This is a genomic window from Paraburkholderia sp. (assembly GCF_034668105.1).
Classification (GTDB): Bacteria; Pseudomonadota; Gammaproteobacteria; order Burkholderiales; family Burkholderiaceae; genus Paraburkholderia.
This window is the reverse complement of record NZ_JAXDPY010000026.1, coordinates 1-15,513: the sequence shown is the minus strand read 5'-3', so window position 1 is coordinate 15,513 and position 15,513 is coordinate 1. Positions and strand designations below refer to the sequence as shown.

The following is a 15,513-nucleotide window of genomic DNA, read 5'->3' as shown; positions in this document are numbered from 1 at the left end:
AAGGCCGGCGAATAGATGCCGCCAATATCGAGCGAACCCGTGCGGAACAGATCGGCCACCTGGTTCGGATTCTCGCCGAGCGTCATCACGTGGTCTTTCAACTGCATCAGCTTCTTGAAACCGGGTTCGATGTTCTGTTGCGAGCCGCCGTTCATTTTCGCGGCAATGATCGCGAGGTCCACCGCTTCGGCCCATTCGGGCGGCGGCAGGAACAGACGTCCGGCGTACTTCGGATCCCATAGCGCTTCGTACGAAGCCGGCGCCGTCTTGACCGTCGCGGTGTTGTAGATCAAACCGTCCGACCACAGCAGATAGCCGACGCCGAAGCCATTCGCGCCCGTGCGGTATTGCGGCGCGACGTCCTTCAGATTCGGCAGCTTGTCGAGATCGGGCTTCATCAGCAGACCCGCGTCGCCGAGACCCGCGGCGCCCACGCCGGCCAGCGTAATGACGTCGTAGGTCGGCCGATCGCCCGCGGCCTTGACCTTGGCGACCATGCCGGACGTGCCGTCGGCGCGATCGGCGACTACCTTGGCGCCGGTCTTCGCCGTGAAGGTGGCGGCGATGTTGCGCAAGGCGGCCGCGCCGGTGTCGTCGGACCAGGTCAGGAGGCGCAGCGTCTTGCCGGAGAAGTTGTGCTCCTGTGCGCGCAGATTGATGAACGGCATCGGCAACGTGGACGCCGCGAGTGCCGCGCCGATCGTCTTGATGGCCTGCCTTCTACCCCGTTTGATTTCCTGCATGGCGCTCTCCTGTGTTGAACCCAACCTCGCGCTACGCCCGAAGCGTTGCGTGTTGATGCACTCTAGGGTTGTCAAAATCCTCCGCCAAACGAAATATGCGCATGGAGCGCATGAAGGAATCTCATGGGCTGGCCGTCGCGGGATGCTAGCGGCGAGTTTGCCCCAGTCCGTTGGAACGCCGGGGTGGCGGCGTATCGGGGTTAACGTCCATGACTATTTAACGCGGGCCGGGGTGGTGGAGGTATGAGGAAAGCTCGGTTCTGGTGCGGTGTCCCGGTGGACCTGCCCTGAGTCGGTGCAAACCAGCGCCTTCAGGTGCGATTGAAGCTGGGCGCATGAGCGAAATGCATGCGGACGAGTCGGCCACAACGTGTGCTGGAATTCTGATCGCGTATGCTGTGGGCTCAGTGGGCGTCATAGCGCGCAACATCGCACGCCCATGCAATGACTTTTCCTGATCCCGGACCGGACTCTTCATGCGACGTCTCCCGCCGCTCAATGCGCTGCAGATTTTCGAAACCGTCGCGCGGCATCGCAGCTTCACGCGCGCTGCCGACCACCTGTGCCTGACGCAAGGCGCGGTGAGCCGGCAAATCATCGCGCTCGAGGACTACTACAAGTTTCCGCTCTTTAAACGCCACGCGAAAGGCCTGACGCTGACCGCCGAAGGCGAATTGCTGCTGCCGGCCGTGAAGGAGAGTTTCGCGCGCATCGAAGAGATATCGCTGCGCCTCACGCGTCAACGCACCGATCTCGCGCTGAAAGTGCCGACCTGCGTGATGCGCTGGATGTTGCCGAAGATCATGCGCTTCCAGGCGGAGTATCCCGATCTGCACGTGCAGATCACCACGACCTGGCAGCACGACGTCGATTTCCAGCTCGAGCCGTTCGATGCGGCAATCATCTACGCGTCGTCGCCGGGTGTGGACGTGCAGGCGGTACCGTTATTCGAGGAGCGTCTGACACCGGTGTGCACGCCCGATCTGCTGAAAGACAAACCGCTGCACGAAATTGCGGATCTGGCGCGTCACACGCTGCTGCATCCCACCCGCGATCATCGCGACTGGAAGATGTGGCTCGCCAAGGTGACCGAGGTGGATGCCGCGAACGCCCAGATGATCGACGCTGAACACGGACCGAGCTTCGACACGCTCGACATGGCCACCAACGCCGCGTTGCAGGGCTTCGGTGTCGCCATCAGCGACCTTGCGCTGATCGACGAAGATGTCACCGCCAAACGGCTCGTGCGGCCGTTCGATACGGTGCTCAAGACTGGTTGGCGCTATTACTTCGTGTATCCGGATTCAGTCGCGCATCAGCAGAAGCTGAACCTGTTTCGCAACTGGATCGCGGAGCACTGGGAAGAGTAGGCGAGGCGCGCGATATTCCTGCCTCGCCTGAAGGGGCGGCTCATGTTGGCCGATGAACGTTGCATGGGAAACTTTGGACTCACGGCGAGGGCATTTTTCCATCCTGTCTCGATAGCGCGTGGGCCTCGAGCCGATCATCAAGGCGCGAAAGACAAAAACAGATACGCCGCGAACAGCGATAGATGCACGGCGCCTTGCAGGATTGTGGTGCGCCCCGTGCTGAGCGTGAGCGTTGCGACCACCAGCGTGAGCATCAGCAGCACGGTTTCCTTGCCGTCGATTCCGAGCACCAGCGGCTGGCCCGTCCACAAAAACACCCCGGCGACGGTTGGAATCGTCAGCCCGATACTGGCGAGCGCCGAGCCGAGTGCGAGATTCATGCTGTTTTGCAAGCGATCGGCGCGCGCCGCGCGCACGGCGGCGAGTCCTTCGGGCAGCAGCACCAGCGCGGCGATGATAATGCCGACCACGCCCGGCGGCGCGCCCGCGTTCTTGACCGCCGTTTCCACCACCGGCGACAGAACCTTCGCCAGCAACACGACGGCGACCAGACACACCAGCAGCAAGGCGCCGGCCGCCAGCGCGAGGCCGTTGGTGGGCGGCGCGGCATGCACGTCTTCATCGGGCACGTTGGCGAGAAAATAATCGCGATGCCGCACCGTCTGCACGAACACAAACACGCCATACAGCACCAGCGACGAAACCCCCGCGAACGCCAATTGCGACGACGACAGAATCGGACCGACGCTCGTAGTGGTGTAGTTCGGCATGACGAGCGTCAGCACGGATAAGGACGCGAGCACCGCCAGCGCGGCGGCGGCGCCCCGGCTCTGAAAGTCCTGCTCGCGATGCCGGATGCCGCCGACCAGCAGGCAAATGCCCACGATGCCGTTGCAGACGATCATTACCGCGGCGAACACCGTGTCGCGCGCGAGACCAGCTTTCTCGGGACCGGACGTCAACATCACCGACACGATCAGCGCGACCTCGATCACGGTGACGGCCACGGCCAGCACCAGCGTGCCGAACGGTTCGCCGACGCGATGCGCGACCACCTCCGCATGGTGCACCGCCGTGAACACCGCCGCGCACAGTGCGACGCCGATCAGTGCGAGCAGCAGCGCGTTGCCCGGCAAGGCATACGACACGCCCAGCACGATCCACGCGATGAAGGGCGCGGCGATGGTCCAGCGGGGCAAAACGGTCGCGGGTGAGGTCATTCAGGGCTTCCTTTTGTTGCTTGTTCGGGTTGCTGACATGGGACGGGCGCGGCTCGCGAGGTTGGACGCAGACGAGGCTTCAGGCGAGTGCTAATCCATCCTGTCAACAATGCGTCCTAACGCATTAACTTATCAAGGATAGTCACTGCGGACCAGTCTGGTCGGTATGCGGCACAGCGTGTGCCGGATGCGGTGGCCAAGCCGATAAGGCGTCCGCCTGCTGTTCTGCGTCTGAGGGATCGAGGCGCGCAGATTGGCGCAGACGATGCGGCACGTCCAGGCGTGAGTCAATGGCGGCTCAAGCGTGACTCAAGCATGACCCAAGCATGACTTACCATCGGTTGAGAATGCTGGAGCTGACCCGCTTTACGGAAACCAACCGGATGTTCCAGACCGGACGCACCACCTGGTGGCAAGGCGGTGCGTCCGTGGTCAGCGCTACTTACTGTCCGACCGGACGGATCGACAGCGCGTTTTTCACCGATGTCACGCCCGCCACGCCTTGCGCGGTCTGGGTTGCGAGGTCGATCTGGGGCTGCTCGGGCACCGTGCCGGCGAGTGTCACTGCGCCGCTGCGCGCACGCACGGTGATGTTGGCCACGCTGAGGCCCTTGGTCTTCGACAGTGCGCTGCGCACCTTGCGTCCCAATGCATTGTCGGCTTTCTTGGTCGTCGTGGATCTAGGTCCCGCCGAAGACGCCATGGGAGCCGGTGCCGCCGCCGCATCGCTGCTCTGCGCGTACGCATTGACGGACGCCAGAACGATTAGCGCGCCGCCGACCATCTTGATTGCCTGGAATGCTTTCATTCAACTCTCTCCTATTGTCATGAATACACCAGTCCCCGGATGGGACCGCTGTACTGCACCAGCGGGTACTTCGGGATCAAATCTGAATGGAACGTTGCCGCGATTTCCTGCAATCTGGCGCTGATCAGGCGGGCCTATGCTCACGCATGCCCGGCAAAGGCTGTCCTGCAGGCCGGAAACACACGATACTCCAATTAGTGCCATGGTGAATGCACAGCGGCCCGCAAATGAGGTTTTGGTACAACGCATGGGCCGATGAAAGCAGACCGATGGCGCTTCACCGCTTGATGACCAATCCAGACCGCATGCCGAATCAGCCGTTGCCCATCCTCCCATTGCTTCGTGACGATTTACCGCTCGATACAGTGGCGCTCGCGCGCTTCATGGTCGGCAAATACCTCGTGCGCGACTTGCCCGAAGGCCGCATCAGCGGCCGAATTGTCGAAACCGAGGCCTATCCGGTCGGCGATTCGACCAGCCACGCGTTTCAAGGCCGCCGCCCGTACAACGGTTCGATGTTTCTCGCCCCCGGCTACGCTTATGTTCGTCTCACATACGGGCTGTCGTACATGCTGAATATGTCCGCGGAAGCGGAGGGGACCGGCGCCGGCATTCTGCTGCGTGCCATCGAACCGCTGGAAGGCTTGCCCCTGATGGAAGCGCGGCGCCCCGGCGTGCCGCTGCGCGACCTCGCCCGCGGTCCCGGCCGGCTGACCATGGCCTTGGGCCTCGATCAGTCGTTCGACGGCCGCGATCTCTGCACCGGACGTGACCTGTGGATCGGCGTGATCGAGACCGGAGATCTGCCAATTGGCGTGACGACGCGGATCGGCTTGTCGCGCGAGATGCATCGGCCGCTACGGTTTTTCGAACCCGGCAGCGCGTTCGTCAGCGGACCGCGAAAGCTGTTGCTGACGCTGCCTGGTGGCACGTTGTCAAATACGCAAAGTTGACCGTCAGCGGCGGGGGATTCGGCAAAATCCACGCGCGGCGGGCGTCTTTTCGAAACATCAGACACAAATGGTTACGATCCCGACAATTATTACGGTAAAGCTAGCACATCACTATATCCAAGCAGCAACTTTCGCCGCATTTTTGCGATTTGAACAATTATGTATCTTCAAATTAAGGGTTTCCCCTTAGCGATTGGGTGACTAGACTGAAGTCACTCGCTTCTCACATGGTGTGGTAAGCGAAGCAAAAAAACCAAGTCTGGAGGTAAGTCATGAAATCGCTCATCAAGGCAATCGCTATTGCTGCCGTTCTCGCCGCTCCGGTCGCTTCGTTCGCTCAATCGAACAACCAGCCGCTGACCCGCGCCGAAGTCCGCAATCAACTGATTCAGCTGGAACAAGCCGGCTACAACCCGGGCGCCACCAACGATCCGACCTATCCGGCTGACATTCAAGCCGCCGAAGCCCGTGTGCAGGCGCAAAACCCGGCCGTGGCGCAGACCCAGGAACCGGTCGCGAACACCAGTGGCTACGGTGGCGTGACGAGCGGTTCGTCGCAGTCGGGTGGCGCGGTGCAGCCGATGTCCGGCCCGAAGTCGGTTTATTTCGGTAACTGATTTGCTGGCTGCCGGCTGGTTCGCCGGCAGTCGATTTAAACGGGGTGTGCGCAATCGTTCGAGCGCACGCCTCGCGGCTATTGCGCGTTGAGCAATTTGACGTGGCGCGCGTAATGCGCGCTTTATGCTGTGCGCATCGAGGTAGTTTGCGTTTTTCCGTCAGCGGTATGCGCAGCGGCATACGCTGTCAGCTAAATCAGTCCGCTGCGCCGCGCATCGCCGCGGTCCACAATTCAGAACCTCCGCTGCCGCAAGGTAGCTTCGCCCAACCTTTTGAAGGATTGGGCTTTTTTTGCTCCTTGTGTTTCGCCTGGCGACGTGTGATGCGCGGTGTCGTGCTTACTCGGCTGCGACCTCAGGGCCGTTCGCCGTGGATATAGAACTCCAGCTGCTGAATCGTGAACTGCTGCTCGGCGATGATGTTCTTCACCAGGTCGCCGATCGATACCATGCCCACCAGCCGATCGTTTTCGATCACCGGCAAGTGACGCATGCGCCGTTCCGTCATCAAGGCCATGCAGTCGTCGGTGGTCTGGTCGGGACGCACGAAGCGCACGGCCTTGCTCATGATGTCGCGCACCGGCGTAGCCTTCGACGAACGGTCCATCAGGACGACTTTGCGCGCATAGTCGCGCTCCGTAATGATCCCGGCGATGCTGTCGCCGTCCGTCACGACCAGTGCGCCGATGCCTTTTTCAGCCATTAGCTTGATCGCTTCATAGACGGAATCGTCGGCTCCCACTGTGAAGACCGTGGTGTTGTTCGGTTTGGTTTTAAGAAGTTGTGCAACGCTTGTCATGGAGCGGCTCCGTTTCGCAGTGCAGCACGCCGATGCGGCGCGCTGTCGTGAGGGACAGGCCGTTCCAGTATAGGCGCGACGCGCGGCTGAAGTACCTCGGGAATACCTGTGGCGCGCCGCACGTTTAGTTTGCGTTAGTTGGTGAACCGGTACGCCGCCGCCATGCTTCCCCGGCCGGTGCGTGGACATCTGGGTGTTTTACGTCGATTAGCGGTAAACTCGCAGTCCGTACCTCATTCCCGGTTTGATCGGGTTCATGTCAGCACCATTGTCCAACGCCATGCTCACGTCTCACGATCCGTCGCCTTGTGCAGACGGCGCAATCAACGGCGAATGCGTCGTCCTCGACGCTACCGCCACGCTTCCCACGCGCTACGGCACGTTCACTTCGTATGTGTTTCGCGTGATCGAAAGCGGCGCCGAACATCTCGCGCTCGTGATGGGCGATGTCGCGAACCAGTCGTCCGTGTTGACGCGCCTGCACTCCGAGTGCCTGACCGGTGACGTGCTTGGCTCGTATCGCTGTGATTGCGGCGAGCAGCTGGATCTGGCGCTGCGCTATATCGCGGCCGAAGGCTGCGGCGTGCTGCTCTATCTGCGCGGCCATGAAGGGCGCGGCATTGGCCTGTCGAACAAGATTCGCGCGTATGCGTTGCAGGAGCAGGGCCGCGACACGGTTGAGGCCAATCTCGATCTCGGCTTGCCTGACGACTCGCGCGAATATGATTCCGCCGCGGGTATTCTGCGTACGCTGAAGGTCACGTCAGTGCGCCTGATGAGCAACAATCCGGAGAAGTTCGATACGCTTTCCAAGCACGGCATTCCGGTATGCGAGCGGGTCGCGCTGGCGATTCCGATGCGCGAGGAAAACGAGCGCTATATTCGCACCAAGCAATCGAAGTTTGGGCATTACTTCGACGAGAACGAATAATTGGTGCGTGCGTGCGTGCGTGCGTGCGTGCCGGCTGCCGCTTGCAAAACGGTGGCCGGCGTTGGAGCGTTAATTTCCGCGTTGGATTGGGTGTCGCGCCGCCGACTCGAGCGAACCCGAGCCAGGTTCCGGCGAGTCAGAACAAGCCAAAGTCGTCGTTGCTGTCGGGGATTGCATTGAGCACGTCCCGCAGCGTTCGCCACGCTATCAGTCCCACAAGATTTGCCAGGATTGCCGCTATCCAGTTGCCGGCGTTCGTCGTCGCGCGCGTTCGCGCGGTGCGATGCGCCGCGATCTGCCGCGCATCCATCGACGCGCGCAGTAATGGGCAGGTAGACATGCCGTTTCTCCTTTTACGAGTGCGGTTCAGCGTGAAGTTGCAGGCGAAGCTGCGGACGCCATGGCTGTCGCCCTGGCAGTTGCAATTCAACTGGCGGTCGCAGTCGACGCGACGCTCGCCAGCACTACCGCAAACACATCCGCCAGCGCGGTCGAACCGAAGCGCCGCTCGCTAATCTCCGTTTCGACGTCAATGCGGCCCGCGTTGTGCGCGTCGTACAGATCCATGATGAGACGCGCGTGGTTTTCGCCGAGTCCCGCGCCCTGAAGCATGGCGGCCCACTCGCTGCGCGGCACTTCGCGGGCCGAGATCGGACGGTGCGTCAATTCACCGAGCGTGCGTGCAACATCCAATGCGCTGACGCGCTCCTCACCTTCGATGCTCACAACCCGCGGCGAAACCTTTGCCGGTCTGTCGTCGAGCAGGAGTTCGGCGGCCAGCAGGCCGACGTCCTGTGCGGCGACCGTCGGAAACAGCTTGCTCAACGGATGATGCAGACTCGGCAACACGCCTTTCGCGAGCGCGAGCGGCAGCACGCGCGCCCAGTTATGCATATGTTCCGCGGCGCGCAGAAACGTCAACTGTGAGTCGACGGTCGCGAGTTGCGTTTCGAGGGTATGAAACAGCGTCGTGATGCCGGTGCCGCTCGCGTGTTGCGCGCCGTAATCGGAGAGCGCGGTGCAGCGGCGCGTGGAGCGGGCGAGAACGCTATTGCTTCAAGGCCGGCTGAGCGCGAGTCAGATCGCGCTGGAGACGGGCTTTGCGCATCAGAGTCATATGGCGCATTGGATGGGGCGCCTGCTTGGCGTCACGCCGCGCGAGTTGGTCAAGTCCGGCGCAATCTCTCAACCCGGAGCCGCACCCGTCAACTGCGAATACACGTCATGCGACAGTTGCAGCAACTCCTTGCGATCGATCCCACCCGACACCGCATAGCCAAAGTCGCCGTCGACCCAGTAGAACACGTTCACCGGCCCGTCCTGGTACAGCTTGAACGCGGTGGTATTCGAGTTCACCTGACGACGCGAAATGCACAGCGTCACACGTTCGCCATTCGGTCCGCGATACATGAACTGCGCGGTCGGTCCATCGGCGCCCGGTAAAAGACGGCCGCCCGAGAGGTTGAAGCCGCTCTTCGAGAGCATCGGCGGATGCACGTTGGTGCCGAGCCGGTCGGACAGCCATTGCACGAAATCCTGTTCGTGGTCCGCCGTCATTGCCGCCGGACGGTCGATGGCGGGCATATAGACGACATGCGCCACCGCGGCCTGCCGCGCGAACATTTCCGTGCTGTCCGCACTGACCGGGCGCGTGTCCGAGTGACCGGCGACCGGCGCCACGACGTCCTGCCCCATATGCGTGCCCACGCCGATGCCCACGCCCAGCACCAGTGCCGCCGCCATCCCGGCGAACTGCGGCCAGTTGGCGGCAATGCCCCAGCGGCGCTTAGCGGCCAAAGGCGTTTGCAGACGTTTGGGCACGGGCTCGCTCAGCACGCGGTCATAGCGGTCATGGAACATGTTGTTCAGCGAAAAGTAGTCGCTGACACGGGTGGCCAACTCGGGGTTCTGTTCGAGTGCACGCTCCACCTCGACGCGTCGTTCGTCGGACAGCGTGCCGTCCACGTATGCGTGGAGATCTTCTTCGCCGATCGGCGTGTGTTGGTCGCTCATCGCACCACCTGTAATTTTGCACCGGGCTGCGTGCCCGCCATCAATGCCCGAAGCCGCTCGCGTCCGCGCGAAAGGCGCGACATCACGGTGCCGATCGGAATGTTCAGCGCGAGGGCGACGTCGGCGTAACTCATTTCCTCGAGGCCGACCAGCAGCACGACTTCGCGCTGCTCCATGGGCAGGCGTTGCAACGCGTAGTCGAGGTCGCGCATTTCCAGCGAACGGACCTGCTCGGACGGCACGGCAAATTCGCTTTCGTGGACGCTGTCGTCGTCGACCGCCACGTGGACGGCACGCGCCGAAGCCTTGCGCGCCTGATTGGCGAACACGTTATGCATGATCGTGAACAGCCACGCTCGCAGGTCGGTGCCGGGCTGAAACAGGCCGGTGCGGCCGAGCGCGCGTTCGAGCGTGTCCTGCACCAGATCGTCGGCGAGATCGCGATTGTTGATCAGCGCTCGCGCATAGCGCCGCAAGCGCGGCACATGCTCCATCAACTCGTCACGGACATCCATTGTGTATCCCAATCGTGGGGCTTCTCGTAAGGCGCCGCGTGGGCGGCCGTCGATCGAACCACCACGCGCATTCGATATGCAAACACGCGTGGGCGCATTTTATTCCGTTGTTTTTTGACGTGTTGCGAAAACCGGAACAAGGCTTACCGCATCGTCATGACGTCGGCGGCACGCATCAGACCGTGGGTGCGGGCGTCGCCGGCGACCACGAAGCGCTGCCGTTGCGCCGTCCACGTGAGCAGCCGAATCTCGCCGATGCGGCGGGCGGCCCACAGCGGCTGCGACGGCGCGAGCAATGCCAGGGTGGAAATCAGCACGACGGGCCGATTGTCCCCGTTCAGATAAACGAATTCGCTCGCGCGCTGGAACGGGCCGAGCGATAGGACCCTCTGATCGACGAGCCGTAGCCCAATCGCCGCGAGGTTGGGCGCGGATAACTCGGTTCGCGTTGGCGACGCCGCGGAATACTGCGCGCTGGCGGTTTCTGCGAGAGCCATCACGGCGGCATTGTTGAGTGCCTGGCGGGACACCTGGGTGGCGGCGAGCCAGCCGCTCGCGCCAGCCAGCGCCATGACGAGCACCGCCACGGTATTCAGTACCTTGCGCGTACGCCTCGCGGCTTTCAGCCGATCGAGTGCGCCGCGCCACCCTTGGGCGCGCTTCGAAACGGGTTCGTCCGTGGTCTGAAACGCCTGCTGCATCTGTGCGTTCAGCCTGCCGTAAAAGGCCACGCGACGCGCCTCCGCCGGGTCCTTGCCCAGATAGTCTCGCAGAAATGTGGCGCGTTCCGGCGTCAGCGTGCCGTCCGCATAGGCCTGGATGTCGGCTTCGGAAAGAGGCGGGTCGGAGGGGGCGTCGGTTGAGGTCATGGCGTGAGCGTTTGTCGGATTTCGGCTATCGAGTGGCGAACACGCGCAGGTGCGGTTTATTCCGCGTCGAAATATGTTTTTTCGCACGCAGGAAAGCAGGAATAAAAGCCGCCAACCCCTGGTTTTGCCTCATGCGAACCCGCACAAAACTCACTGGAGTTCATCATGAAGAAGATCGCTTTTGCCGCATTGTCCGCTGTTGCTTTCGTCGCTTTAGGCGCTTCCTCGAGTGCTTTCCCGGAAGGCAAGACACGTGCTCAGGTGTACCAGGAATTGATCGAAGCGCAACAGAACGGCCTTAACTATGTGACCGATACGTCATACCCGGAAGTGAATCCCATCTTTGCACGCCAGGTCGAGCAGCACAAGGAAGCGCTCGCCGTTCAGGCGGCCGCCGCGAGCCGCGTCGCGAATGGCAGCACGACAGGCAGCAGCAACTGAAGGGTTCGATCGCCGGCGCACACGCGGAACGGACGCGCCGGATCTCGCATGGAATAGATCGCTGAATGGGGTGTTAGCCCCGCTGACAGCATCCATTCGAGAGTCAAGGAGTCGTTGTGCCAAAACCATCCGTTCCCAGTGCCGGGCCGATCTGCGTGCCATGCCGGCTCGCCGCGATCGGCGCCGTTGTCGTGGTCCTTGCCGGCGGCTTCGCCTATACCGCTGGCTGGCTGACACCCGCGCGCCTCACGGCGCCGCGCATCATCAATACGTTCGAAGCAGTGGCCGGGCAGCCGCATCCCGGCTACCGTCGCAATCATGCGAAGGGCCTATGCGTGGAGGGCTATTTCGACAGTAACGGCGACGGTGCCACGCTGTCGCGCGCCGCCGTGTTCGCCGCCGGCCGCACGCCGGTCACGGGCCGTTTTGCGGTGCCGGGCGGCAACCCCTCCGCGCCCGACACCAGCTCTCCGGTGCGCAGTATGGCCTTGCTGTTCCAGTTGCAGAATGGCGAGCAATGGCGCACTGGCATGAATTCGACCGCCGTTTTTGCCGTGCATACGCCCGAGCAGTTCTATCAGCAACTGGTGGCGGCGAAACCCGACGCCGCGACCGGCAAACCGGACCCGGCGAAGCTCAAAGCGTTCTACGCCGCGAATCCGGAGACCAGGCCGTTTCAGGCGTGGGTGAAAGCCCATCCGCCGTCATCGAGTCTGGCGAACGCCGCCTACTACGGCATCAACGCGTTCTGGTTTAGCGACAGTGCGGGCAACAGCCGCGCCGTGCGCTGGGCGATGGTGCCGGAAACGCCGTATGCGCCGATCACCGACGCACAAAAGGCCGCGAAGAATTTTCTTGAGGCCGACCTCGATCAACGTCTGCAAAGCGGACCGTTGCGCTGGCACCTGATCCTGACGGTCGCACAGCCAGCCGATCCCATAGACGATGCAACCATGCAATGGCCCGATGATCGCCAGCATATCGATGCCGGCACGCTGGTGATCGATCACACGACGTCGCAGGAAGACGGCACGTGCCGCGATGTCAATTTCGATCCCACCATTCTGCCGGCCGGCATCAAGCCTTCGAACGATCCGTTGCTCGCCGCACGCTCGGCTGCCTACGCGGTGTCGTACCAGCGCCGCACGCGCGAAGAAGCGTTGCACCCGGCGATCCATGAAGCGCAAACCAACGGAGGCCGTTCATGAAGCCGACACATACCCATTTCAGTCCCCTCGCGCGCATCCTGCATTGGGCGATGGCGCCGCTGATCATCGCAATGCTGTTCATCGGCGTGGGCATGGTCGCAACGGTGTCGCACGCGCATGACACGCTGATCGCGATCCACAAGCCGCTCGGCATTGCGTTGCTGCTGTTGGTCATCGTGCGGGCGAGCGTGCGCATCAAACGCGGCAGTCCGCCGTTACCCGGCGAGATGCCGGCGTCGCAGCGCATCGCCGCCAAGGCCTCGCATGGAGTCCTCTATGCACTGATGGCGGCGATGCCGTTGATCGGTTGGGCGATGCTATCCGCAGCGGGATATCCGATCACGCTCTATGGGCCGCTGCATTTGCCGCCGATCGCCCCGCACGACAACGAACTCTTCGCGCTGCTGCGCGCGCTGCACAGCTGGCTCGCGTTTGCGTTGTTCGCCACGGTGCTGCTGCATCTCGCGGCGGCGCTGTTTCATGCGCTGATCCGCCGCGACGGCGTGTTTTCGAGTATGGCGCGTGGCGGCCGTTAGCCCTTGACCCGTTCCGAACGCGGATCATAAGGCGCCTTCAGATGCACGGTCGCGGGCAGCAGCTCGCCGGCGACGTCGATCATGTATCGACCGCTGGTCAGATACGCCGCATCTGCAAGGCCGTCCGGGTTGTTGATATAGCCCATCGCCACCGGACACCCGAGCGTGTGTCCGAACGCCGCCGAACTCACGAAGCCGACCGGCTTGCCGTCGCGCAGAATCGCTTCGCCGCCCCACAACATGCGATCGGCGGCGCCGTCGGCGGTGAGCACGACCATACGACGGCGCGGCGCTTGGGCGCGCAATTTCAGCAACGCATCGCGGCCGCGGAACGGGATGTCCTTGTCGAGCTTGCAGGCAAATGACAGACCCGCTTCGAACGGATTCGTGTCCGGCGTCAGTTCGCGGCCCCATGCGCGATAACCTTTCTCGATGCGCAGGGAGTCGATCGCGTAGTAGCCCGCGTTGACGAGGCCAAACGCCTTGCCCGCGGCGTGCAGCGTGTCGTACACACCCACCGCGAATTCCACCGGCACGTACAGTTCCCAGCCGAGTTCGCCGACGTAGGTCAGGCGGGTGGCGCGCACGGTGGCGTAGCCGAGATCGACCTCGCGGCTTTGGCCGAACGCGAACGCCGCATTGCTCCAGTCCGCCTTCGACACGCTTTGCAGCAACTCGCGTGAACGGGGGCCCATCACGGCGAGCACCGCGTATTGGCCGGTGACGTCGACCAGCGTGCAGTGTTTGTCGTGCGGAATCGCTTTTTCTATCGTGTCGAAGTCGCGCGTGGTTTGTGCGGTGCCGGTGACCAGCAGGTATTGGTCGTCGGCGAGGCGCGTGAGCGTGAAATCCGATTCGTAGGTGCCGCGCTCGTTGAGCATGCCGGTGTACACCGTGGTACCTGTCGGCACGGCTACGTCATTGGCGACGATGCCTTGCAGCACGCTTTGCGCATCGCGTCCCTTGACGAGAAATTTGGAGAACGACGTCATGTCGAATAGCACGACGCCTTCGCGGCACGCGCGATGTTCGGCGCCGCTCCACGGCAGCCAGTTCTGCTGTCCGAACGCGTAGTCGATCCGAGCCTGCGCGGGCGTGGGCGCGAAAAAGTTGGCGCGCTCCCAGCCCATCTTGCTGCCGAAACACGCGCCGTCATCGCGCAGCAGCGCATACAGCGGCGAGCGGCGAAACGGCCTCGCGCTATCGAGTTCGCGATTCGGCCAGGGCATCGCATAGTGCAGGCCGAGCGTTTCCTTGACGCGGTCGTGCAGCCACGTGTCGTTGCCGTTGAAGCGCGCAAAGCGGCGGATGTCGACCGGCCACAGGTCCATCGTGGGTTCGCCCGCGACGATCCACTCGGCGAGCGCCATGCCTGCGCCGCCCGCCGATGCGATCCCCATCGAATTGAAACCCGCGCCGACAAAAAAACGCCGCAGCTCGGGCGCTTCGCCGAGCATGAAGTTGTTGTCCGGGGTGAACGATTCCGGCCCGTTGTAGAACTGCTTGACCTGCGCTGTCTCGAGCGCGGGCACGCGTTGGAGGGCATTTTCCATCAGGATTTCGAACTGATCCCAGTCGTCGGGCAGCAACTGGAATTCGAAATTGTCCGGGATGCCGTTCATGCCCCACGGCTTCGCGTTCGGCTCGAAGCCGCCCATCACGAGGCCGCCCACTTCTTCCTTGAAGTAGATGAAGCCGTCCGGATCGCGCATCACCGGCAGGTCCGGATGCACCCCGGCGATCCGCTCGGTGACGATGTAGTAGTGCTCGGCCGAGTGCAAAGGCACGGTCACGCCGCACAGGCGGCCCACCGCCTTGGCCCACTGGCCCGCGCAGTTGACGACGATCTCCGCGCCGATCGTGCCTTCTTCACCGTCCTTATTGCGCCATGCGAGGCCGCTGACTTCGCGTGCGCCGGTCGTGCCGTTTGTCTTGTCTTCGAGCGCGGTGCGCGTGTGAATCGCCGTGACGCGCGTGTTCTCGACGATGCGTGCGCCGCGCGAGCGCGCGCCGCGAGCGAGGGCCTGAGTCAGATCGGTGGGATTCGCCTTGCCGTCGCCGGGCAGCCATACGGCGCCGAGCAGGTCGTCGGTGCGCATGACCGGCCATAGATCGCCGGCTTCCCGCGAACCGATCACGTCGCACGCCACGCCGTAGGCGCGCGCGACGGCGGCGGTGCGCTTGAGTTGCGTCATCCGCTCGGCTGTGCGAGCTACCGAGAGCGAGCCGCATTGTTTCCAGCCGGTTGCGAGGCCGGTGTCGGCTTCGAGTTCGGCATAAAGCGCGGTGGAGTAGCGGATCAGCCTGGTCATGCTTTCCTGCGCGCGCAGTTGGCCGACGAGCCCGGCCGCGTGCCACGTCGTGCCGCACGACAGTTGGCCCTGTTCGAGCAGCACCACATCGGTCCAACCCAGTTTGGTGAGGTGATAGGCGACCGAACAGCCAATAATGCCGCCCCCGATGATGACGACGCGGGCCTGGAGGGGGATT

16 protein-coding genes and 2 pseudogenes are annotated in these 15,513 nt (G+C 62.9%); 8 read left to right on the top strand and 10 right to left on the bottom strand.

Annotated elements, in window-relative coordinates; translation table 11 throughout:
• Positions 1-743 (bottom strand): ABC transporter substrate-binding protein (locus QOC89_RS01400; protein WP_323043380.1); only part of this gene is annotated, 743 nt, incomplete at its 3' end.
• A gap of 476 nt (positions 744-1,219) precedes the next feature.
• On the opposite strand from QOC89_RS01400, the gene QOC89_RS01395 reads away from it, so the two are divergent.
• Positions 1,220-2,113, top strand: coding sequence for a LysR substrate-binding domain-containing protein (locus QOC89_RS01395; RefSeq protein WP_323043379.1), 894 nt, complete (start codon positions 1,220-1,222; stop codon positions 2,111-2,113).
• 137 nt (positions 2,114-2,250) lie between these two features.
• On the opposite strand, the gene QOC89_RS01390 is transcribed toward QOC89_RS01395, so the two are convergent.
• Together QOC89_RS01390 and QOC89_RS01385 are read right to left on the bottom strand one after the other, a co-directional pair.
• Positions 2,251-3,333, bottom strand: coding sequence for an ionic transporter y4hA (locus QOC89_RS01390; RefSeq protein ID WP_323043378.1), 1,083 nt, complete (start codon positions 3,331-3,333; stop codon positions 2,251-2,253).
• Between the two features lie 442 nt (positions 3,334-3,775).
• On the bottom strand, positions 3,776-4,141 hold the full coding sequence (locus QOC89_RS01385) for a BON domain-containing protein (RefSeq protein WP_323043377.1): 366 nt from the start codon (positions 4,139-4,141) through the stop codon (positions 3,776-3,778).
• Positions 4,142-4,446: 305 nt separating this feature from the next.
• Here QOC89_RS01385 and QOC89_RS01380 point away from each other — a divergent pair, with 305 nt between their 5' ends.
• Positions 4,447-5,094, top strand: coding sequence for a DNA-3-methyladenine glycosylase (locus QOC89_RS01380; protein ID WP_323043382.1), 648 nt, complete (start codon positions 4,447-4,449; stop codon positions 5,092-5,094).
• Between the two features lie 272 nt (positions 5,095-5,366).
• A complete protein-coding gene (locus tag QOC89_RS01375; RefSeq protein WP_323043376.1) occupies positions 5,367-5,711 on the top strand; it encodes a DUF4148 domain-containing protein in 345 nt (114 codons plus the stop codon).
• A 355-nt stretch (positions 5,712-6,066) separates the two neighbouring features.
• Here QOC89_RS01375 and QOC89_RS01370 read toward each other — a convergent pair whose 3' ends face one another.
• Complete coding sequence (locus QOC89_RS01370; RefSeq protein ID WP_169490641.1) at positions 6,067-6,510, bottom strand: CBS domain-containing protein; 444 nt, start codon at positions 6,508-6,510, stop codon at positions 6,067-6,069.
• 280 nt (positions 6,511-6,790) lie between these two features.
• Here QOC89_RS01370 and ribA point away from each other — a divergent pair, with 280 nt between their 5' ends.
• Positions 6,791-7,441, top strand: coding sequence for a GTP cyclohydrolase II (gene ribA / locus QOC89_RS01365; protein WP_323043381.1), 651 nt, complete (start codon positions 6,791-6,793; stop codon positions 7,439-7,441).
• A gap of 136 nt (positions 7,442-7,577) precedes the next feature.
• On the opposite strand, the gene QOC89_RS01360 is transcribed toward ribA, so the two are convergent.
• Both QOC89_RS01360 and QOC89_RS01355 read right to left on the bottom strand, forming a co-directional pair.
• On the bottom strand, positions 7,578-7,871 hold the full coding sequence (locus tag QOC89_RS01360) for a hypothetical protein (protein WP_323043375.1): 294 nt from the start codon (positions 7,869-7,871) through the stop codon (positions 7,578-7,580).
• Positions 7,868-8,467: pseudogene (locus QOC89_RS01355) on the bottom strand (NmrA family transcriptional regulator); the annotation flags it as partial. The gene QOC89_RS01360 and the pseudogene QOC89_RS01355, both read right to left, overlap by 4 nt.
• Here QOC89_RS01355 and QOC89_RS01350 point away from each other — a divergent pair.
• Positions 8,460-8,717 (top strand): annotated as a pseudogene (locus QOC89_RS01350) (helix-turn-helix domain-containing protein); the annotation flags it as partial. The pseudogenes QOC89_RS01355 and QOC89_RS01350 overlap by 8 nt on opposite strands.
• On the opposite strand, the gene QOC89_RS01345 reads toward QOC89_RS01350, so the two are convergent.
• The 3 genes from QOC89_RS01345 to QOC89_RS01335 form a co-directional block, all read right to left on the bottom strand.
• Positions 8,627-9,454: an anti-sigma factor gene (locus QOC89_RS01345; RefSeq protein ID WP_323043374.1), complete on the bottom strand. Its 828-nt coding sequence runs from the start codon at positions 9,452-9,454 to the stop codon at positions 8,627-8,629. The pseudogene QOC89_RS01350 and the gene QOC89_RS01345 sit on opposite strands and share 91 nt — an antisense overlap.
• Entirely contained in the window at positions 9,451-9,969 is a 519-nt protein-coding gene (locus QOC89_RS01340) for a sigma-70 family RNA polymerase sigma factor (protein ID WP_323043373.1), read from the bottom strand. The genes QOC89_RS01345 and QOC89_RS01340 overlap by 4 nt, the downstream gene beginning before the upstream one ends.
• A gap of 143 nt (positions 9,970-10,112) precedes the next feature.
• The gene (locus tag QOC89_RS01335; RefSeq protein WP_323043372.1) at positions 10,113-10,838 is read right to left on the bottom strand and encodes a transcriptional regulator; all 726 of its coding nucleotides are present in this window, start codon (positions 10,836-10,838) and stop codon (positions 10,113-10,115) included.
• Positions 10,839-11,003: 165 nt separating this feature from the next.
• Here QOC89_RS01335 and QOC89_RS01330 point away from each other — a divergent pair, with 165 nt between their 5' ends.
• The 3 genes from QOC89_RS01330 (at position 11,004) to QOC89_RS01320 (ending at position 13,023) form a co-directional block, all read left to right on the top strand.
• Positions 11,004-11,279, top strand: coding sequence for a DUF4148 domain-containing protein (locus QOC89_RS01330; RefSeq protein WP_323043371.1), 276 nt, complete (start codon positions 11,004-11,006; stop codon positions 11,277-11,279).
• Between the two features lie 116 nt (positions 11,280-11,395).
• The gene (locus tag QOC89_RS01325; RefSeq protein ID WP_323043370.1) at positions 11,396-12,487 is read left to right on the top strand and encodes a catalase family peroxidase; all 1,092 of its coding nucleotides are present in this window, start codon (positions 11,396-11,398) and stop codon (positions 12,485-12,487) included.
• Positions 12,484-13,023 (top strand): cytochrome b, encoded by a 540-nt coding sequence (locus tag QOC89_RS01320; protein ID WP_323043369.1) that lies wholly within the window; start codon positions 12,484-12,486, stop codon positions 13,021-13,023. The genes QOC89_RS01325 and QOC89_RS01320 overlap by 4 nt, the downstream gene beginning before the upstream one ends.
• Here the strand turns inward: QOC89_RS01320 and QOC89_RS01315 are convergent.
• Complete coding sequence (locus QOC89_RS01315) at positions 13,020-15,512, bottom strand: FAD-dependent oxidoreductase (protein WP_323043368.1); 2,493 nt, start codon at positions 15,510-15,512, stop codon at positions 13,020-13,022. The genes QOC89_RS01320 and QOC89_RS01315 overlap by 4 nt on opposite strands.
• Position 15,513 lies beyond the last annotated feature (1 nt).